We start from the raw sequence: 20,292 nt of genomic DNA, 5'->3' as shown, positions 1-20,292 counted from the left end.
CATGGCCGACAAACCCAAGGTGATGACGGTCGTCGGCACCAGGCCGGAGATCATCCGCCTGTCCGCGACGATCAAGCTCCTCGACGAGCACACCGACCAGGTTCTCGTCCACACCGGGCAGAACTACGACTACGAGCTCAACGAGGTGTTCTTCGAAGACCTCGGGCTGCGCCGGCCGGATCACTTCCTCAACGCCGACACCTCGTCGCTCGGGGCCGCGCTGGGCTCGATCCTCACGAAGACCGAGGAGGTGCTCCGCGAGGAGAAGCCGGATGCCTTCCTCGTGCTCGGCGACACCAACAGCTGCATCTCCGCGGTGATCGCGAAGCGCATGAAGATCCCGGTGTTCCACATGGAGGCGGGCAACCGCTCGTTCGACGAGAACGTGCCGGAGGAGACGAACCGCCGCCTGGTCGATCACGTCGCGGATTACAACCTGGTCTACACCGAGCACGCCAGGCGCAACCTGCTGGCCGAGGGGCTGCACCCCTCGAAGATCCTGCTCACCGGATCGCCCATGCGCGAGGTCCTGGAGCAGAACCGCACGCAGATCGAGGCGAGCGACGCGGTCGAACGAGCAGGGCTCACGCCGGGGGAGTACTTCCTCGTGAGCCTGCACCGAGAGGAGAACGTCGACAATCCGGCTCGTCTCCGCTCGGCGATCGCCTCGCTGCAGGCGCTGCGGAGCGAATACGGCATCCCGATCCTCGTGTCGACGCATCCGCGCACACGCAAGCGGATCGAGGCCCTCGACGACGCTGCGGCGGTCGACGGCATCATCTTCCACCCGCCGTTCGGCTTCCATGACTACATCAAGCTGCAGCAGCAGTCGAAGCTCGTGCTCTCGGACAGCGGCACGATCAGCGAGGAGTCGAGCGTGCTCGGCTTCCCCGCCGTGACCGTGCGCGACTTCATCGAGCGCCCTGAGGCTCTGGATGCCGGTGCCATCATCACGACCGGGCTGACGCCCGAGAGCGTGCTGCGGGCCGTCAAGGCACGTCTGAGCATCCCCGCCGACCTGGCTTCGCTTCCGGCCGGCTACGAGATCGACAACACCGCGTGGCGGGCGACGGCATTCATCCTGTCGACCGCGCACTCCCATCGTGCACGGCTGGGTCTGCATGAGTGAGGGTGGCTCGGCTCCGGCCGAGGGGCGCATCGTCCAAACGGAGTCCTGGCTCATTCGTGTGCCGCCGGGTATCGGCTCTCACTCCCCGCTGCTCGTGATTCCGACCGTTCACCCGCGTGGGGACCGCAGAGTGGTGCGTTGCGCTCAGGTGGCGCTGGATGCGGGATTTAGGGTCCACTTCCTATGGCTGGGGGAGGGCGTGTCGAGCGTGGACCCCGCTGTCGGTGAGACGCTCTTCCCCCGTCCGAAGAACGCGCTCGCGCGGATCAGCATGGTGAAGGGTATCGCCCGACAGGCGGCGGAGCACGAGGCTACCCTCTGGCATATTCATGACTTCTACTTCCTCGCCGCGGCGAAGAAGCGGCGGAAGCGGGGTGGGCCACCGGTCCTTTATGACGTGCACGAGTACTACGCGACCTATTATTCGGCGAAGGTTCCGGGCCCACGGTTTCTCCGCGAGTCGGTCGCAACGGCGATCGAGGCATATCAGGTGCGCTCGGCCAAGGCGCTCGGCGCGGCGAACGTCGCCACGGACGACATGGCGCGGACGTTCAGGGCAGCGGGCGTCCGGGTCTCGGTGTCTCCCAACTATCCGCTCCTCGAGCAGTATTCCGACCTGCCGTCGGTGCCCTTCGCCGATCGACGGTGGACGGTGCTCCATACCGGTACCCTGAGCCGGCCGTACGGTACGCGACTCCTGATCGAGCTCATCGCTCGTTCCGCGTCTCGAGGACTCCCGTTCGAGTTCCAGGTCCTGGAACGGTACCCGTCGGCCGGGCACGAGGATGATTTCCGCGGAATGCTCGACCTGCAGGGTCCACTGCCGAACCTCGAGATGTTGCCTGCCCGACCGGCTCACGACGTGCCGAAGCTGCTCGCGAATGCAGGTTTCGGGCTTTCGCTCCTTCAAGCCGAGGGACAGAACGAGCTCGCGGTGGCCAGCAAGAGTTACGAGTACACGATCGCCGGACTGGTGAACGTTGTCACCGACCGTGTGGCACAGAAACGCTTCGCAGACTCCTACGCGGTTCCGGTCAGCGGCCACGAAGACGATGTCGACGGCATGCTGGATCAGATGATGGCACTCGCTGACAATCCCGAGGAGACTGCCCGGCGATTGGCATCGACGGCCACGGAGGCGCGGCGCGAACTGACCTGGGAGATGGCAGTGCAGCCGGGTCTTTCACAGATCATGCTCGAATCGGCGCAGGATGTCTCGCCGCACTCCAAGCAGTATCGTCGTCGGAACCGTCAGCGTTAGCTCGGATCGACACAAGAAGAGTGCTCATGCGTGCGACTGGAATTTTCGGGGGTGAGGCCTCATGACGACATCAGCAGGCGGCGCTGAGCCCGTCGGCACTACGGTCGTCCTGTTCACCCTCGACTACCCGTTCGGGGAAGGGGAGCCGTTTCTCGAACCGGAAGTCCGGGTGCTGGCCGACCGATTCGATCGCGTGATCATCGTTCCATCGGCGACGGGCGCCTCCGACCGGACAATTCGGGACGTCCCCGTCAATGCCGTCGTGATCGCACCGTCCGGCGGCGGTGCCCTGCGCGCTGTTGCCCGCCAGGCAATGCGTCACCCCATCCAGACCCTGGCTGCGTTTTTCGGCTCGATTAGTGCGCAAACGAGCGTGCGCGGAAAGCTCCAGGAACTGAAATTTCGCATCGCGGTGAGTATTCGCAGCAACGCCGTGCTCCGGACGATCCCCGCGATGGGATTGCTGCGCGCACATTGCGTTTTCTACGCCTACTGGTTGGATCTGCCCGTCGGCGTCGCTATTGACGTCCGTCAACGAGCGGGGCTCGCGCACATTCCGATCGTGTCCCGCGCCCACGGTTTCGATGTGTATGCGGAGCGACACGCGTCGAACTACCTGCCCCAGCGTGAGGAGATCCTTCGCGGCATCTCGCAGGTCTTCTCGGTATCGCGCGCGGGATACGACTACCTGCGGAGACGATGGCCCGCCTACTCGGAAAAGATCTCGGTCGCTCGTCTCGGGGCGCGCGCCGCTGTCAATCCCGGCAACGCGGACCAAGACGCCAACACAGTCGTCTCCTGCTCCTTCATCTTGCCGGTGAAGCGATTGGAGCTGCTCATCGACAGTCTCGCGGAGCTGCAGTCGCGCGGTCGCGGCGTCCGGTGGCGGCACATCGGGCCCGTCGACACTGCATATTCAGCAGCCGTGCAGTTACGGGCGGAGCAGTTCCTCGCTCCGGGCAGTTTCGAGTTCGTCGGCGGCCTCGACAATGAAGGGGTGCGCGACTGGTACGCGAACAACCCCGCTTCGGCCTTCATCAACGTGTCGGCCTCAGAGGGAGTTCCTGTGTCGATCATGGAGGGACTAGCGCAGGGGCTTCCCATCCTGGCGACGGACGTCGGGGGCAACTCCGAAACGATCGATCCAGCGAGCGGGATGTTCGATGGACTGCTCCCTGCGGATCCGTCGCCCGAAGACGTCGCCGATCGAATCGAAGCTCTCCTTCGGTCGGACCGGACCGAGTACCGCCGTTGGGCCGACGCGAGTTTCGACCATTGGAAGCGAACCTGGTCGAGCGACGTGAATCACTCGTCGTTTGTCGCCAACCTCGCCGAAATCGCTCTCAGCACAGAACGGCCGATGACGCGTGCCGAATGACAGCACTCGCGGTGTCGGACGAAACATCCTCACGCTCGTCTCGGGCTCGGTGATCGCGCAGCTGGCGACGCTGGCGGCCATGCCGATACTTAGCCGGCTCTACCGGCCGCAGGACTTCGGCGAGTACTCCCTGTTCCTCTCCATTACCCTGCTCATCGCTGTGGTGGCGACGCTACGGTACGAGTTGGCGATAGTGCTGCCGCGATCCCTCAGAGAAGCCGCGGCACTTAAGAGGCTCACGACTCGACTCCTCGTGGTGAGTTCCGCGGCCGTCACTCTGGTGTGTGTCGTCGTGGTCCTCTGGCCTTCGGATCTTTCAGCTTCATGGCGCGGGCTGATCATCCTGATGGGCCCCGAAGTGCTGCTCCTCGGCGGCCTGAGCCTGTTCACCTACTGGTACACCCGCACACATGAATTCGGCATCCTGAGCCGAAATCGCGTTCTGCTCGCGGGGACCGTTGCGGTCGCGCAGGTGCTCATGAGCTTTTCCGGACTGAGCGGCGGCCTCGCTCTCGCCAGCGGGCTCGCGCTCGGGCAGCTCGTCGCCGTGGTGGTCCTTGTCTTCGCCGACGCTTCCGGGCGTCGGGCCGCCCAGGGCGCCGATCGACAACGTCGCTGGTCCTACCTGTTTCGCAAGTATTGGCGGATGCCGGCACTGACCACGCCGCAGACTCTCGTCGACTCGATCCGACTGAACGGCATCAACTTCATCATCGGGAATCACTCGCTGGATGCCCTCGGCCAGTACTCGCAGGCGTGGCGTCTTGTGAACGTACCGGCAGCCCTGATCGGCTCGGCCATCAGCCAGGTCTACTTCCCGCAACTTGCCAGCACTCCGAGGCAGGACCTGCCGCGCGTCGTGCGATCGAGCGTCGGCAAATCACTAGTCTTCGGGTTTGTGCCGTTCGCGCTGATCTTCCTCTTCAGCCCCGTGCTCGTGCCCTGGGCGCTCGGCGCGGAGTGGGGCGACGCGGGCCTCTATGCGCAAGCGCTCACACCGTGGCTCTATCTCAACCTCGCGGCGTCACCGATCTCGACGCTCTTCGTCGTGCTCGGGAAGCAGCACATCGGGTTGCCGTTCGCCGTGGTCTACGCCGCCGCGCCTCTCGCGGTGCTCTTCATGCTTAGCGGTCAGATCTATCTCGCGATCGTGGTGATGAGCATCGTTCAGACGGTGCTGCTCATCGTGAACCTGGCTCTGGCTGGATGGATTGCGCGGGCTGCAGCGTCTGGACAGGGGCAGCAGCGCAGTCTCGGCTGAGACGGGCGACGCAGTTGAGCGGCTCGGGCGCAAAGGTCTCGGAGTTGAGGTGATGCGCGGCATCACTTACTGTTGGTCTGTCACCGACTTGCCGTGTTCGTGACTCGAGGGATGCGCGAATGGTCATGGAGCGAGGACGGGTGCGAGCAACCTCCGCGGCAGCGGAACGCGGCGACGTACGTCCGGATGACGCAGTGGGGGCCGAGGTGCAGCCCACCGCCGGATGGCTGCCGCTCGTGTTGGTCTTCTTGTTGCCGGTTCTCGCGGCTTTCGGCCCGCTCGTGCCAGGTATCGGGTCGTTCTTCCTCTTCCGCGTCCTCGCGTTGCTGTTCCTATGCGCGGCCGTGTTCTCCGTGGAGAAGGGCGCACGGTCCGTGCTTCGTACCCTCACGGTCGTCCTCGCCGCCGTGTGGTTGTTGGTCGCGGGCTTGGGTCTCATGGTGTCCGGTCCCTCTCCGCACACCTTCGGAGAGCTGCTGTCCCTGGGAACGGGACTTGCGCTGCTCATCGCGGTTGCCATCGTGCGTGCACCGAAGAAGCTCCTGATGGCGCTGTTGTACGGCTGGCTGTTCGCATACGCGATTATCTCCCTCTTCGCAGTCGCCGAGATCCTCACGGGAGTCTCCCTCAGCGCCTCCTACGCCGACGAGCGGACGCTGGACGGCTGGGGGATCACCGTCACCTTCTACAACCCGAACAACTACGCCACGTTCCTGCTGTTCTCCTTTGTCGCGCTCGTCGTTCTGTGGGGGCGCACCCGAAGCAAGTTGATCCGATCAGCGACGATCGTCGGACTGGTCTCCATCCCGTTCTTCATGAATGCGACGAACAGTCGCACCGGCATCATGGTTCTCGCCGTCTTCGTCGTCACATCGATTCTCATGCTTCTGCGTGGGCGAGTCGGAGTGAAGCTCGCCCTCGTACTGCTGGCGCTCATCGGGGCGATAGTGCTGCTCGATCGCATGGAGCAGACTCCCTTCGAGGAGTTCGCTCAGTTCCTCGGAACGTCCGGCAATCAGATCGACGTCCTCGGCATCGCCATCCCCGTTGACATCTCGACATTCGTGCGCTGGAACCTCGTTCTGGTGGGGCTCGCACTCGCAGGAAGCAGCCCTCTGCTCGGCGGGGGACCCGGTTCGTTCGAGAACTATGTGGCGATCAGCGGGGCTCAGGACCAGACGCTGGGAATCGTCAATCCTCACAATGGCTTCATCGAAGTCCTCGCCCAATACGGCTTCGTGGTGTTCGCGCTGTTCATCGTCTGGTTGCTGCGCATTCTGCGCACCGGGATCCAAGCACGTCGGCACCCTGAGCGACCATCTCGAGTGGTGTGGATCGCGCTAGTCCTCGGCGTGATCTCCCTGCCGATCGTCCTCACGATGCACAGTTCCGCGATCGAGCCTTCGACGACATGGATCTTCTTCGCCCTCCTCGTTCTGGCGGCGCGGGTGCAGGAGACGGTCGGAAAAGTGGAGATCGAGTCGGAGCCGACAGGGCGTCCCCGCCACGAGACGACGCCGCGTCGTCCGTAGGGCCTCTCCCGCTCCGTGTGCGAGTATGGGAGCGTGTCGACTTGGGTTGCAATTGCTTTCGGCGCGCTGGACTTGCGAGGTAGCGAATACGAAGCTGAGGGATTCGAGATTGTCGCCGTCCCTGCGATCCCGGGCCCGCCGGCATTCCTCTTCGGTGAGGGAGCCGCGGTTTGGCGAACTCTCCTGACGGGGCCGGTCGATGACCGGACGTTGACCGAGAGAGACCGCGAGATCGTCCATGACCTCGCTGGGATGGGGCTTGCGTCGAAACGGACGGAAGATCCTGCGAGAATGCGGTCCATCGCCGAGCCCTGGCTCATCTCCGTATTCCATGAACTCGTCTATGCCCTCGTGGCGAGAGTCGCTGCGGCGCACGGCATCGACATCCTGTTCATTAAGGGGCCGACGCTGCATGCTCAGGGGCTGCGGGACCGCGAGCATTCCGGCGACGTCGATTGCTGGGTGCGCTCCGGCGATGACCGGAGGTTGGCGAAGGCGATGGAGCCTTGGGGCTGGACGCCCCTGATCCTGCCCTTCACAGGGACGACGATCACTCACTCTTTGACACTCGTTGTCGGGGAGTGGGGTTGTGCGGTGGACGTGCATTCCTCGTATCCGGGTATCGGTGTCGCGCCTGCCGAGGCTTTCAAGGTTCTGCTCGCCGATTCTGAGGACCGCGTGTTCGCCGGCGTAACCGTGAGAACTCCCCGAGACCCAGCGCACGCGGTGATCGCGGCTCTACACGACATGCGTCCGTTCGAAGGCGCGATGCCTGCTGCAGGCCTGGTCCGGAATGCGGAGTCGATGCTACGGCATGGCGGAGAGCGGGTCCTCTCAGTGGTCGATCGACTCGATGCCGGCTATGTGCTCCGGGTGCCGCTCGAACGGGCATTCGGGGGTGATGCGTCGCGGTTCGCGGCGGCGCAGCCTCCGCGAGATTGGGAGATGCGGCTGGAGACCTCGACATCTCGACGCCACTTTCGAGCTCTGCGACTGGTCCCCGTCCTGCATCGTCCGCGAACGCTGTACCGACTGATCTGGCCACGGCTTGCCACGATGCGAATCTCGATGGGTGATCCCTCGGCGTCGACATCCACTGTGCTGCGTGCGCGCATGCGTCGAATCGGTGTCAGCATCCGCAAGCTCATCGCTCGGCGCTGAATCATCCGGACCGGGGAGGGAAGCGCTGTCTTGGCGGCGGAGGCCCAGGAAGGTGCGGTTGAATAGGAACGATGTCCAGCACACACCAAACCCGCGCAGAGCTGCGGGCAGCAGCCGTTTCCCGGAAGCCCCGCAGATCCCGCCGTCGTCGCACGGTTTGGATCGTGGTCGGCGTGCTCGTGCTGCTGCTCGCAGCTGTCGGCGTGATCGGCGCCATCGCCGTCTCCAAGGCGCTCGCGGTCAGAGATGCGCTGAGTCCGGCAGTACCAGTCGCGAGCGGGTTGCCGGCGAAGGTCGTGGCCGGGGACGCGGCCGGCGCAGCAGCCGATGCCGCTGTTCTCCAGGACCTGTCCGACCGTGCGGTTGCCGAGACGAAGTCTCTCGAATGGCGGATCGCGGAGTGGATCCCCTTCCTCGGGCAGAATCTCGTCGCCGTGCGAACCGCCGCCGAAGGTGTCGACGACGTCGCCGGATTCGCGGTGGACTCGCTCCCGAACCTCGATCTCGCTGCCTTCCGCCCTGTGGACGGCGCCATCGACCTCTCGGCAGTGCATAAGCTCGAAGAATTGGTCACGAGCGGAGCCAAGACCTTCGCGGCGGTCAACGCGTCTATCGATTCCACGGACCGGACCTTCCTGGTACCCCAGGTCACCGACGCCCTGGGGTCGCTCGACGACGCCGTCTCTGGCGTCGACGACACGCTCGCCACGCTCTCGCCCATTCTCAAGGTGCTTCCCGCGGCGCTCGGCGAAGGAACTCCGCGGACCTATCTCCTGATGTTCCAGGGAAACTCCGAACTCCGGGCGTCGGGTGGCAACCCTGCTGCTCTGGCGCTCGTCACGGCGACCGAGGGGCGCATCCAGCTCACGACACAGGCCACAAGCGTCCAGTTCGCCAATGCGCGTCCGGAGAGCATCGCCCCACTCGACCCCGAGACGGATGCGCTCTACTCGGACATCATCGGGCGTTGGATCCCTAATCTGACGGCGACGCCCGACTTCCCGACCTCGGTCGAGATCATGCGGGCGTGGTGGGCCGACGAGGGGCTTCCTCCGTTCGACGATGTCATCTCCACCGATCCAGTCGCCCTCAGCTATATCCTCCGTGCGACAGGTCCGATCCCGCTCGCAACAGGAGAGACGCTCACGAGCGAGAACGCGGTGTCGTTGTTGCTGAACGAGGTCTACTTCAACTACGGAACGGGCAACGGCGGCTCCGAGCAAGACCTGTTCTTCGCCGCGGCCGCCGCCCAGATCTTCTCCACCCTCACGACAGGCATGCAGAACCCTCTCGGCTTCCTCGACGCCCTGCGCCAGGCGAGCGATGAGAGCCGGATGAAGATCTGGTCGTCCAACCCCGACATCGAGGCGATGATGTCGGACACCCGCCTCGCGGGCACGCTGCCGGCAACCAACGAGGACAAGACGATCGCCGGCGTCTACTTCAACGACACGACGGGTGCGAAGACCGACTACTACGCGGACGCGAGCGTGGTCTCCAGCAGCGACCAGTGCACGGCATCCGGACCGCCGACCTTCCAGCAGACCATCACGTTCGCGAACAACATCACGCCGGAGCAGGCTGACGCGCTGCCCTACTTCATCACCGGACCGTATTTCGAGCCCGGCCACATCGCGACGGATGTCGTCGTCTACGCTCCTGTCGGCGCGACGATCGACTCGTGGAACGTCGAGGGCGCGGAGAGCTTCGCACTGGTCGCGGAGGGCACGCACCTCGGCCGCTCCGTCGTGCGCATCAACGTCGTGACACCGCCGCAGACGGCCGCGACGATCACGGTCTCGATGAAGGGCGCCGAGGGCACCACCGGAGCGGACTACGGCGCCTACGACGTCTGGACGACCCCCATGGTGCGTGCGACGCCGGTGACCCTGGAGACGCCCGGCTGCGGCTGATCCGCGGCGACTACGGGCCGCCCCAACGCGACACGGGCCACAGGATCGGCCCCGCCTTGCCGAACACCGAGTCCCGCTGCATCCAGCGCCAGCATCCGTCATCCGGATCGGCGGCGCCGCGGCATAGGAAGACGGAGTCTGCGGAGTTCGCCCTGTTGTCGCCCAGCACGAGGTACGAGTCCTCGGGCACGGTCACCTTCGCGAAGCACCGCGTCGACAGGGGGGTGGTGTCGCAGTCGAGTTCACCGCTGACGAACGGCAGGTCCTTCACGACGTACGGCTCGTCGAGCGGCTCGCCGTCGACGAGGACCCGCCCCTCGGCGTCACAGCATTCGACGGTCTGACCTTCGCTAGCGATGACCCGCTTCACCAGCACGTAGGGACGGATGCCGGTGGTCTCGCCGATCCACTGCAGGGCGCCGCTCGCCCAGTTGCCGGCAGCGGGCTTCTCGCCCCAGCTGTCATCGGGGCGGAACACGACGATGTCGCCGGGCGTGGGGTCGGAGCCGACGAAAGCGAGCCTGTTCACGACGATCCGGTCGCCCGGCTCGAGCGTCGGAGACATCGACCCGGACGACGGCTGGCCGAGGAACGCGACGATGATGGCCGTGAGCGCCAGCGCCAGCGCGACGTTGATCCACACTCCGCCGATTCTGCGGCGACGAGGAGCAGGGGATTCTGCGGTCGTCATCTCGGTCTCCAGGTCGCGCGCGCGGGGGTTCAGCCAATACTGTCAGGGAATGGACCAATATTCTGCGAGTGCGGCGACGCACGCGCCGGAGGCCCGCACGCGGCTCCGGTCTGCCCCGAGCCGTCTTCTCGTTCCTGACGTCCTGCGTGGTTTCGCGATCATCGCGATGCTCATCGCCCACGCGGCATCCTTCGTGCCGAACGCCCCATGGGCCGTGCACTTCGTCACCGCGAACTTCAGCGACGTCGCCTCGCCCCTGTTCGCCCTCGTGATGGGGATGTCGGCGGAACTGGTGTGGCGTCGCGGCGGACGCGTGGGAACGACCCTGCTCCAGCAGACGCTGCGCGGCCTCTTCCTGGTCGTCCTCGGCGTCTGGATGGCCGGCTGGGGCTCCTGGGTGGCCGTGGTCCTCGCGTACCTCGGGCTGCTCATCATCATCGGAGCGCCCATCCTGCTGGCGCGCACACCCGTGGTCATCGCGGTGACCGTCGTGATCCTCGTCGTGAGTCAGCCGCTGCTCTCCCTCTCGCGCACGTGGATCTGGGCGTACACGAGCGGACAGCCCGTCCAGGAGCTCATGACGTGGTTGTTCCTCGGCCCCCAGTACCGCGTCGTGAACCTGCTGCCGATGTTCCTGATCGGCGGACTGCTCATCCGCCACGGTCTCAAACGCGACCGCCTGCTCTGGGTGCTCGCCGCCGCGGCGCCGCTCGCCTACATCGCCTGGGGCATCGGTCAGCGCCTCGGCACCGTGCAGTCCGGTGACTATCTCGACACTCTGAAGGACTTCGGACTCGTCTTCGCCGTCTACGTCTGCGTGGTCTTCGCCGCCACCGTCCGTCGCGAGAAGGCAGAGCGCGTCTGGGCTGCGATCTTCGTGCCGCTCCGAGCCTGCGGCCAGGTCGCGCTGTCGCTGTACCTGCTGCACGTCGGGCTCGTCGCGCTCTGGAACAACGCCTACGGCCGCCCTGCCGAGAACTTCTACCCGGGCTGGCTGGTCATCGTGCCCGGCATGATCCTCGTCGGCTGGCTGTGGTGGCGCTTCGTCGGCACCGGGCCCGTCGAATGGGTGATGGGCTGGCTCACGGGCCGGCCGAAGGCGATCCGCCGCACGGCATAGCCTCGCCGCGGCTCACGCCGGCGGGTTGGACGCCAGTGCGCGGATGCTGTCGAAGAGCAGTGTTGTCTCGTCGCTGCCGACCGCGAGGGGACCCGCCTGGAGACCGTCGGTGCCGATCAGAGCGGCCACCGGGGTCGCTCGCCCCGTGCCCAGGTTCGCACTCAGCGACCCGCCGACGTCGAGGGCGAAACGCGCGGCCCGGGGGAGCGCGTGGGCGGAGGAGGTGTCCGCAGCGCCCGACGCAGCCCGCTGGACCACGTAGAGGTCCACGAGTCCGCTCAGGTCATCTTCGGCCGCTCTGAGGGCCGTCAGCGACGTCTCGCAGGCATGGCAGCCCGGTGAGACGAACAGCAGCAGGCGGGCGCGGGAACCTGCCGCGAGCAGATCGACGATCTCGCCCGTCGCCGGCACGACGACCGCACCGGCTCCGCGGTCGCCGGCAGACGAGACGGCCGGGGGCGCAGCGGAGGCGCGGACGGTCGCCCAGGTGGCCACGGCGATCAGCGCCGCAGCCGTGAGCGCTCCGATAGTCGCCATGACCGACGTCGGAGAAGAGAGAGCGAGTGGCACGCCGACGGGCTCGCCGAGGAGCACCTGGACGAGGAGCGAGGGCACCAGCACGCCGACGGACGCGATGGTCAGCATCACGTTGCGCGTGATGAGCTGCGGCCCGATCGCAGCGGGGATCCAGTCGCCGAAGCATCCGCAGTCGTCGGTCGCGCCCATCCGATGCGCCCGGATGACGACGACGAGGAGGCCGGCCGTCAGCAGGAACGCGGCCGCGGCGAAGCCGAGGAAGAGCCATCCCCAGGTCGAGACGAGTCCGAGGGCGACCACGGCCTCTGCGGTGATCAGCGCGACAGCAGCGGCATCCGGACGGCGCACGGGGATCCGCAGCGCGGCGAACGATGCCCGCCCGCGGTCGGAGGACCGGAGCTTGCCGAGGGCGCTCACCGCGAAGACCACGGCGAGGAACACCGTCAACGGAACGACGAATGCGTGCATGACTTCATCTTGGCGGATCAGCAGAGCGGCCGGACCCCGAAGGATCCGGCCGCTCTGGTGGTCTGACTTCTCAGATCCTCTGGTGCCCGATCAGGTGGCCGAGCAGAGGATGAGGGTCGAGCTCACCGAACCGGCGGGCTTGCCACCGGTGCCGGTGTAACCGGCGGGGAGCGTCGTCGTGGCGTTCAGCGTGAACGCGACCGAGATCGAGAGCGTGGTGCGGAAGGCGATGGTGCCGCCGGCCGGCACCGCAGCGCTCAGGACGATCTGGGTGCTCGTGGGCGACAGGACGTTGACGGCAGCCGTGCCGCCGGTGACGCTGAAGACACCGATGTTGGCGATGCCGCCACCGGTGATGGTGACCGTGGTACCCGCGGGGATCGGCTCGGTTGCACTTGCTTCGAGCGTGAAGCCAGGGCCGAGGACGCCGAGGACGCCACAGCTTCCGTCAAGTGCGAACGCACCGATGTCTCCGCCCGATGCCGCCGCGAGCGGCGTCGCCACAGCAGCTGCGATGACCGGAACGGACCACGCGGCGCCCTTGACGATGGTGCGGCGCGAGAAGCCGCTGTTCTTCTGGATTTCTTCGGTCACGAGATTGTTCTCCCTCATAGATGCAGATGCGGTCGCCCGCTTGTGTCGTGAAGAGGCGACACGTTGTCTGCATCCCCCAGGAGCCTCTTCGTAGGCATCAACGTAGGCGGCCGCGAACGGCCGAGAACATCGAATGGAAGAAGTCAGCGCAGTGTGCGCTGAACCTGCGCGATCTGAGCGAAAACGCCGGTTCGGGGCTATCCGCGGCGCTGGGCGCGGAGGGCTCGTGGCGTCGCCTGGTACGCCTCGTCGAGCGCTCGGCGCAGGCTCATCGGCGACTGGAAGCCGGAGCGCTGCGCGATCTGTTCGATGCTCAGCACGTCGTACCGGCTGTCGATGAGCAGGGAACGGGCGAGACGGGCGCGCTGACGGCGGATCTCGCCGGCGACGCTGTTCTCGGCCTCCGCGAAGACGAGCTGCAGCTGGCGGAGCGACGACTGCACCTCGCGGGCGACCTGCGTGGGAGTGAGGTTCGGATCGCCGCACTGCTGGGCGATCACGGCGATCGCACGGTCGCGCAGCACGGCGCGCGGCGAGCCCTGACCGGAGACCGCGCCGACCCGGTCGAGGAGGATTGCTCCGCCCATCTCCAGGACCAGCTGCTCGACGGCGTACCGTTCGATCGCGGTCGCGCGCTCCTCGGCGACCAGCAGACCCTCGATGAAGTCCTGCATCGCCCTGTCGAGCAGGCGACGCTCGGGGAAGATCCGGGCGTCGGTCGGCAGTGCCGAGACGAACGATGCCATCGCCGTGCGCGGCACGAGGGCGACGGTCGCACTCCAGGCGCCCTGGCAGCGCAGGCCGCGCGACAGCCCGGGTGCCGCGATCACCATCCCGCTCTCGATCTGCAGCCACGGTTCGTCCTGCGTCCTGGACCACAGCGCCTGCGCCTCGATGAAGGCGAAGACCGCGTGCTCCGGGTGAGTGCTCGAAGTGTCGATCGCGACTTCGTTCGATACGCCGCGCAGTGTCAGGAGGATGACGGAGCCCGGAGTCCGCTCCCGGGCACGCAGGGAAGCCCGGTCGCCGACCGGCCGGATGCCGTGATCGATCAGCTCCTGCGGACCGATCTCCCTCACGATGCCGAGATCCACGCATCACCCTTCCGTGCGCCGAATGAACGCGCGCCAGACTGCTCGGTGCCTGTCGTTCCCCTCAGATCGACCGGCACCCTGGCTTCGCGTTGTCGACACGCTACCGTCTCGAAGACCGTCGCGGTGACCGTTTCCCCGCTTTTCTTCTGGAGTCAGAGGATTTCTTCGGTGAAGAGATCCCCTGTCCTGGATACCGTCACGTTAGGACGAGTGCCGGGGTTCGAACATCGAAGTGAAGAACTCTGCGCAGATTGTGCGAAAAATGCGCGCGATGTGTGTTCATCGGCGGTCCGGATGACGGCTCGGGCTCGATCGATAGGCTGTTCGCATGCCTGATCGCTTCCCCGTCAGTGCGGTCGGAGCCGTCATCGATGTCGATGTCTCGGGCCGTGACGCAGAGTTCCGAGTCCGCGCCCATGAGGCGTGGGCCGACGCGCGATACGACGGAGACCGCCCGGCGGATGCCGTCGTCGCGGTGCGCGAGGCTCTCGACGACGATGCCGCGCTCTCGATGCTCTCGACGGACGTGACGATCGCGGCTCTTGCGCACCGCCGGGCGGATCCGGTGTGGATGCTGCATGCGGCGGGCCTCGCCGATGAGAGCGGTCGCGTGGTCGTGCTCAGCGCGCCATCGGGGACCGGCAAGACCACGGCCGCACGGCACCTGTCGCAGCGGTACGCCTACGTGAGCGACGAGACGATCGCGATCGCGGCCGACGGCGGCGTCGAACCGTACCGGAAGCCGCTGTCGATCATCGAGGCGCACTCGGCGCACAAGGCCCAGGTGGCCCTGTCGAGCCTCGACGGAGGCCGCCCGCTCCCGGCAGCGCTGCGTGTGGTGAAGATCGTCGTGATCGACCGTTCCCCGGACGGCCCGGAGACGCCGTCGCTCGAAGAGCTCGACATCGCGGAAGCCTTCGAACTGCTCGGGCCGCAGACCAGCTATCTGTGCGACGGAGAAGCGCCGCTGCAGCGCATCGCGGCCCTCCTCCGTGCGACGGGAGGGGCCGTGCGGCTCCGCTACCGCGAGGTCGCCGGCATCGACGAGGTCATCGAGGGGCTGCTGCGAACGGAGCTCCAGCCGGTGGACGCGGTCTCACCGCGCCCGACGACATCGGGCACCGCGTCGGCGGGAAGCGGCGCGTTCGCACACGCCGACATCGTCGACGAACTCGACCTCGGCGGTCGCACCGCGATCCTGCAGCGCACGCCGACGGGCGGACAGGTCCATGTGCTCGACGGCATCGGTCCGTCCCTCTGGGCGGCCGCCCACGGCCGCACGCTCGACGACATCGTCGAGACGGTCGTCGCCGAGCACGGCGAGCCCGAGACCGGCGATGCGCGGTCGATCGTGCAGGCTGCGCTGCAGGAGTTGGTCGAAGACGGTCTCCTGCAGGAGCCGACGACTCAGACCTGAGCGGCTCCGCGGCGACGCACGCCCGGCTCCGGGGTCTCGGCCTCGGCTTCGGCGGATTCTTCCTTCTGCGCATAGCGCTCGTACGCGCCGTAGTACTCGCGGCCGTAGTACGCCGACTCCGCGCCCTTGCGGGGGACGCGGTTCAGGACGACCCCGAGCACACGACCCGTCGTGCGGGTGATGTTCTCGATGGCCCGCTGCAGCATGTCGAAGGTCGTCTTCCCCGAGGACACGACGATCAGCACGCCGTCCGCGCCCGCGGCGAGAACGGCGGCATCCGTCACCGGCAGCACCGGAGGGGAGTCGAGGATCACGATCGCGGACTTGCTGATCTCCGCCAGGAAGTCGCGCATGCGGTGCGAGCCGAGCAGCTCGCTCGGGTTCGGCGGGATGCGCCCTGCCCCGACGACCGCCAGCGGCACGTCGCGGGACGGACGGTGGGCCACGTCCTGCAGGTCGGCGCGGCCCGCGAGCACATCGGTGAGTCCGACGTCACGCGACATGCCGAAGATGTCGGCGATGACCGGACGCCGCAGATCGCAGTCGATGAGGATGGCCCACTGGCCCGCCGCGGCGAGGCTGGAGGCGAGGTTGACCGACACGGTGGACTTGCCGTCGCCGGGCACGGAGCTGGTGACCACGATCACGCGCGGCGGGTTGTCGACGTCGATGAACTGCAGGTTCGTGCGCAGCTCGCGCATCGACTCGATCGTGTGATGCGAGACGCCGTGCTGCGACTCCAGCGAGAAGTCGATCACCTGGCGCTCGTCGGACATCGACTTCTCGAGCGGGAGCGTGCCGATCACCGAGACGCCGGTCTCGCGCTCGATGTCGCGCGGATGCCGGACGCGACGGTCGACCGTGTGCCGGACGAATGCGTAGACGAGTCCGAGTGCGAGACCCACGAGGGCGCCGATGATGAGGTTCAGGCGGGTGTTCGGAGACGAGGGGGCGGCGGGGAGCCGCGCGGAGTCGCCCACCATCAGCGAGATCGCGGCCGGCGTCGTGGACGTTCCGCCCTCGAGCTTCTCGATCTCGATCGCCATGCCGTCGAGCCACGCCTGGGCGAGGGCCTGCGCGGACTCGGGCGTCGAGCCCGTCGCGGTCACCCTCAGCGCGGTGGTGTCGACGGGGTTCGTCACGGTGACGTTGTTGACGAGGACGTCGGGGGACGTGTCGAGGTCGAGCTCGTCGATCGCATGCTCGGCTACGGCGCGCCAGGAGCCGAGGTTGAGGTACGACTTCACCCGGCTCTGGGCGAGCTGGTTGCCCACCAGGGCGCTTCCGCTCGTCCCGTCGCCACCGACAGCGGTCACGATGCCGGTCGTGTCGGCGGAGTAGACGCGCGGCTGCAGGGCGCTCCAGCCGAAGGCGGCGGCGGCTCCGATGATCGTGGCGACGATGATCACGATCCAGTGCGCGCGCAGAATGCGCACGTAGTCTCTGAGTTCCAACTCTTTATCCCCTCATGCATCCCGTGGGGAACTCGGGATGCAGATACGACATCGAGCATACGGCGAACGACCGCCCGCCGTGGGAAAGCCGGGCTCAGGCGAGCGCGGCGCGGACGATCCGCTCGACCTCGTCGAGAGCCGGGACCAGCTGCGCGGCAGAGCGCGCATACGTCTCGCTGGAGCGCCGGTAGGGGTCGACCACGTCATCGTCTTCAGCGACCGACGGCGTCAGGCCGCGCTGGTCGGCGACGGCGCGGAGCACGGCGGCGAACCGGTCCTGCGGCGATCCGCCGGCGGCATCCGCTGCGCTGCGCGCGTCTTCGGTGCTGAGCGTCGACGCGAGCCGCGCGAACTCGCGGACCGTGAACGTGCGGCGCAGTCGGTTGGGCATCATCTTCACCACGTGCGAGCGATGCTCACGGGCCATCGCGAGGACGAGGTCGGCGTCGCCGATGATCGGCTCTACGAGGTAGCGGGCCTGGTGCGCGGCGGCGACCTGCGGGTCGGCGCCTGCCTTCAGAGCGAGGTCGAGTGCGGGCTCGGGCATGCCATGGCCGACCAGGGCGTGCGTCCCGGCGCTGTGCACGCGGACGCCCAACTGCTCGAGCCTGCCGCGCAGCAGCACTTCGGCGAGCGGGGAGCGGCAGATGTTCCCCGTGCAGACCGTGAGGATCGTGAGGCTCGCACTCGGCTGCTCCGACGGCAGGGGGGCGCCGAGGAAGTCGGGTACGACACGCGCATCGGCGGGGGGAGCATCCGCGGCGGCGCCCGGCGCCTGCGATTCGCGCCATTCGCGGCGGCTCATGCCGGCGGGTGGTCCATCCTGACGGTGCGCGTTCACGCCGTCAGCCTACGCGCACGAGGCGGTCGCTCGACGCCCGCCAGCGACAGGATGATCGTCACGATCAGTGCGCCGATCAGGGTTCCCGTGGTGTTCGCGATCACATCCGACAGGGTCGGGAACCGCGAGGGCATCACCCCCTGCACGGTCTCGATGAGCACGCTCATCAGCGCGCCGACCAACACGGTCTGCCACACCCGCAGGCGCGGCCACGCGAGAGCGAGGAGCAGACCGATCGGCACGAACAGGGCCACGTTGGCGAGGATCTCGAGCACGAAGGCGCTCCGCGCGTAGGACGCGATCCCGGCATCCGCGATCCAGCTCGCGATGATGCCGACGAGGCCCGTGACCTTCGCCGAGATGGCGGCGGGCAGCCACACCGTGAAACCCACGAAGAGCAGGTAGCCGACCAGCAGCACTCGCGCCACGACGGCACCGGCGGGGGTGCGGACAGCGACGGGAGCGGACATGCCGTCATGCTAGCCACCGCAGCCGACCGCGGTTCTCAGCTTCGGGTGCCGCTCCAGTTCAGCTGCTCGATGTATCGGAGCAGCACGCCCTCGCGGAGCGCCCACGGCGACACTTCGAGCTCGTCGATGTCGAGCACGGTCATCGCCGCATGCAGCGAGACCGCCGCCGCGACGATCTGGAACGTCCGGTCCGGCGTGATGCCGGGGAGCTCCTGACGAGCGGATGCCGGGAGCCGCGCGAGCCGCGGGATCCAGGAGCCGAGCGAGGCCCGGGGGAGGAGCATCCGGTCGGTGCCCGACCACCCGGGCGCCGGGTACCCGACCAGTCGGGCGAGCGAGCGGATCGCCTTCGACGAGCCGACGACATGGTCGGGACGCGGGAGCGCGAGGAACTGGGGCAGCACGGCGGCGAGCGTCTTCTTCGCGTGCGCTCGCAGACGTTCGACGTCTTCTTCCCCAGGCGGGTCGTTCGGCAGGAACTGCACGGTCATGCGCCCGGCGCCCAGGGGGACGGACGCCGCGGCATCCGGCATCTCCTCGGCGCCCGCAGCGATCTCCAGCGAGCCGCCGCCGATGTCGAGGAGCAGCAGCTGCCCGGCCGACCAGCCGAACCAGCGCCGCACGGCGAGGAACGTCAGCTCGGCCTCGGTCTCTCCGTCGAGCACCTGCAGCGGCTGCCCGAGGGCGGCCTCGATGCGGGCGATCACGTCGCCGCCGTTCCGAGCATCGCGGACCGCGCTCGTCGCGGTGGCCAGGAGCTCGTCGACCTTCTCGTTGTCCGCGACGCGACGCGCCTGCGCGACGGCCGCCTCGAGCGCGACCACCCCCTCCTCGGAGATGGCGCCGTCCGGTGTGAGGTAGCGCATGAGGCGCAGCACCGTCCGGTCGCTCGTCTTCGCCAGAGGGCGACCGCCGGGGCGGACGTCGGCGGCGAGCATATGGACGGTGTTCGAACCGATGTCGAGGACTCCCAGGCGCACGGGAAGAGACTACTCGTGCCCCGATACGATGGAAGAGTGACCACCGTCGACTCTGCGCAGCCGCTGTCTCCGTATCGCGAGATCGGTCGCGCGGAATGGGCACGCCTCGCCGCCGACCTCGATCAGCCTCTCAGCGAGACCGAGGTCGTCGAGGTCCGCGGCATCGGCGACCGGCTGAGCATGACCGAGGTCCGCGAGGTCTACCTGCCGCTCAGTCGTCTGCTCAGCCTGTACGCCACGTCGACCAAGCGCCTCGGCGCGGCGACCTCGTCGTTCCTGCAGGAGGACGACACGACGACGCCGTTCGTCGTGGGCGTCGCCGGGTCCGTCGCGGTCGGGAAGTCGACCATCGCCCGTCTGCTGCGCGAGCTGATGAGCCGCTGGCCCGGCACGCCGCGGGTGGAGCTCGTCACGACCGATGGCTTCCTCTACCCGAACGCCGAGCTCGAGCGCCGTGGCCTGATGGAGCGCAAGGGCTTCCCGGAGTCGTACGATCGCCGCTCGCTGCTGGAGTTCCTCACCGAGGTGAAGAGCGGCGCCCCCGAGGTGCGCGCACCCTTCTACTCGCACATGCGCTACGACATCGTGCCCGATGCCCACGTCGTCGTGCGGCGGCCGGACGTCGTGATCGTCGAGGGACTGAACGTGCTGCAGCCGCCGCCCGCTCCGAACGACGTGGCGGTCAGCGACCTGTTCGACTTCTCGATCTTCGTCGACGCCGACACCTCCCACATCGAGAAGTGGTACGTCGATCGCTTCCTCGCCCTCCGCCAGGGCGCGTTCAGCAACCCGTCGTCGTACTTCAACGTCTTCGCGCACCTCACCGACGAGGAGGCGATCACGACGGCTCTGGGCTACTGGAACGAGATCAACATGCCTAACCTCGTCGAGAACGTGATGCCGACGAAGCACCGCGCAAGACTGGTTCTGAACAAGGGCGCCGACCACACCGTCGAATCCGTCCTTCTCCGCAAGCTCTGACCGCGGCATC

Annotated in this window: 18 protein-coding genes; 10 read left to right on the top strand and 8 right to left on the bottom strand. The window is 67.2% G+C overall.

Features of this window, described 5'->3' with window-relative positions:
- Position 1: 1 nt before the first annotated feature.
- The 7 genes from wecB to ABD648_RS07070 all read left to right on the top strand — a co-directional run bounded on the left by wecB (position 2) and on the right by ABD648_RS07070 (position 9,635).
- A complete protein-coding gene (wecB, locus tag ABD648_RS07100; RefSeq protein WP_282214267.1) occupies positions 2–1,129 on the top strand; it encodes a non-hydrolyzing UDP-N-acetylglucosamine 2-epimerase in 1,128 nt (375 codons plus the stop codon).
- Positions 1,122–2,390, top strand: a complete 1,269-nt coding sequence (locus ABD648_RS07095) for a glycosyltransferase (protein WP_282214266.1) — start codon at positions 1,122–1,124, stop codon at positions 2,388–2,390. Before wecB ends, ABD648_RS07095 begins: the two co-directional genes overlap by 8 nt.
- A gap of 61 nt (positions 2,391–2,451) precedes the next feature.
- Complete coding sequence (locus tag ABD648_RS07090) at positions 2,452–3,768, top strand: glycosyltransferase (protein WP_282214265.1); 1,317 nt, start codon at positions 2,452–2,454, stop codon at positions 3,766–3,768.
- Positions 3,758–5,029 carry a lipopolysaccharide biosynthesis protein gene (locus ABD648_RS07085; RefSeq protein ID WP_282214264.1) on the top strand — a complete coding sequence of 424 codons (1,272 nt, stop codon included), beginning with the start codon at positions 3,758–3,760 and terminating at the stop codon, positions 5,027–5,029. The genes ABD648_RS07090 and ABD648_RS07085 overlap by 11 nt, the downstream gene beginning before the upstream one ends.
- Before the next feature lie 140 nt (positions 5,030–5,169).
- Entirely contained in the window at positions 5,170–6,561 is a 1,392-nt protein-coding gene (locus ABD648_RS07080) for an O-antigen ligase family protein (RefSeq protein ID WP_282214263.1), read from the top strand.
- Between the two features lie 33 nt (positions 6,562–6,594).
- Positions 6,595–7,722, top strand: coding sequence for a hypothetical protein (locus tag ABD648_RS07075; protein ID WP_282214262.1), 1,128 nt, complete (start codon positions 6,595–6,597; stop codon positions 7,720–7,722).
- A 164-nt stretch (positions 7,723–7,886) separates the two neighbouring features.
- Positions 7,887–9,635 (top strand): DUF4012 domain-containing protein, encoded by a 1,749-nt coding sequence (locus tag ABD648_RS07070; RefSeq protein WP_282214261.1) that lies wholly within the window; start codon positions 7,887–7,889, stop codon positions 9,633–9,635.
- A 10-nt stretch (positions 9,636–9,645) separates the two neighbouring features.
- Here ABD648_RS07070 and lepB read toward each other — a convergent pair whose 3' ends face one another.
- Positions 9,646–10,326 (bottom strand): signal peptidase I, encoded by a 681-nt coding sequence (gene lepB / locus ABD648_RS07065; protein WP_282214260.1) that lies wholly within the window; start codon positions 10,324–10,326, stop codon positions 9,646–9,648.
- Positions 10,327–10,375: 49 nt separating this feature from the next.
- On the opposite strand from lepB, the gene ABD648_RS07060 reads away from it, so the two are divergent.
- Entirely contained in the window at positions 10,376–11,446 is a 1,071-nt protein-coding gene (locus ABD648_RS07060) for an acyltransferase family protein (RefSeq protein WP_282214259.1), read from the top strand.
- Between the two features lie 12 nt (positions 11,447–11,458).
- Here the strand turns inward: ABD648_RS07060 and ABD648_RS07055 are convergent, their stop codons facing one another.
- The 3 genes from ABD648_RS07055 to ABD648_RS07045 all read right to left on the bottom strand — a co-directional run bounded on the left by ABD648_RS07055 (position 11,459) and on the right by ABD648_RS07045 (position 14,139).
- Positions 11,459–12,451, bottom strand: coding sequence for a MauE/DoxX family redox-associated membrane protein (locus ABD648_RS07055; protein ID WP_282214258.1), 993 nt, complete (start codon positions 12,449–12,451; stop codon positions 11,459–11,461).
- Between the two features lie 90 nt (positions 12,452–12,541).
- The gene (locus tag ABD648_RS07050; protein ID WP_282214257.1) at positions 12,542–13,045 is read right to left on the bottom strand and encodes a hypothetical protein; all 504 of its coding nucleotides are present in this window, start codon (positions 13,043–13,045) and stop codon (positions 12,542–12,544) included.
- 197 nt (positions 13,046–13,242) lie between these two features.
- Positions 13,243–14,139: an AraC family transcriptional regulator gene (locus ABD648_RS07045; protein WP_282214256.1), complete on the bottom strand. Its 897-nt coding sequence runs from the start codon at positions 14,137–14,139 to the stop codon at positions 13,243–13,245.
- Positions 14,140–14,467: 328 nt separating this feature from the next.
- Between ABD648_RS07045 and ABD648_RS07040 the strand changes: the two genes are divergently transcribed.
- Positions 14,468–15,556 (top strand): PqqD family peptide modification chaperone, encoded by a 1,089-nt coding sequence (locus ABD648_RS07040; protein ID WP_282214255.1) that lies wholly within the window; start codon positions 14,468–14,470, stop codon positions 15,554–15,556.
- On the opposite strand, the gene ABD648_RS07035 is transcribed toward ABD648_RS07040, so the two are convergent.
- The 4 genes from ABD648_RS07035 to ABD648_RS07020 all read right to left on the bottom strand — a co-directional run bounded on the left by ABD648_RS07035 (position 15,547) and on the right by ABD648_RS07020 (position 19,301).
- Positions 15,547–17,010, bottom strand: a complete 1,464-nt coding sequence (locus ABD648_RS07035) for a tyrosine-protein kinase domain-containing protein (protein ID WP_282214254.1) — start codon at positions 17,008–17,010, stop codon at positions 15,547–15,549. The genes ABD648_RS07040 and ABD648_RS07035 overlap by 10 nt on opposite strands.
- A 94-nt stretch (positions 17,011–17,104) precedes the next feature.
- Entirely contained in the window at positions 17,105–17,851 is a 747-nt protein-coding gene (locus tag ABD648_RS07030) for an arsenate reductase/protein-tyrosine-phosphatase family protein (protein WP_282214253.1), read from the bottom strand.
- Positions 17,848–18,321: a VanZ family protein gene (locus ABD648_RS07025; protein ID WP_282214252.1), complete on the bottom strand. Its 474-nt coding sequence runs from the start codon at positions 18,319–18,321 to the stop codon at positions 17,848–17,850. Before ABD648_RS07025 ends, ABD648_RS07030 begins: the two co-directional genes overlap by 4 nt.
- Positions 18,322–18,356: 35 nt before the next feature.
- A complete protein-coding gene (locus tag ABD648_RS07020; RefSeq protein ID WP_282214251.1) occupies positions 18,357–19,301 on the bottom strand; it encodes a Ppx/GppA phosphatase family protein in 945 nt (314 codons plus the stop codon).
- Positions 19,302–19,337: 36 nt separating this feature from the next.
- Between ABD648_RS07020 and coaA the strand changes: the two genes are divergently transcribed.
- Positions 19,338–20,282: a type I pantothenate kinase gene (coaA, locus tag ABD648_RS07015; protein ID WP_282214250.1), complete on the top strand. Its 945-nt coding sequence runs from the start codon at positions 19,338–19,340 to the stop codon at positions 20,280–20,282.
- Positions 20,283–20,292 lie beyond the last annotated feature (10 nt).

Source organism: Microbacterium luteolum (genome assembly GCF_039533965.1).
GTDB classification, from domain to species: Bacteria; Actinomycetota; Actinomycetes; order Actinomycetales; family Microbacteriaceae; genus Microbacterium; species Microbacterium luteolum.
Note: the sequence above shows the minus strand (reverse complement) of the source record. Positions and strands in the feature narration are given on the sequence as shown.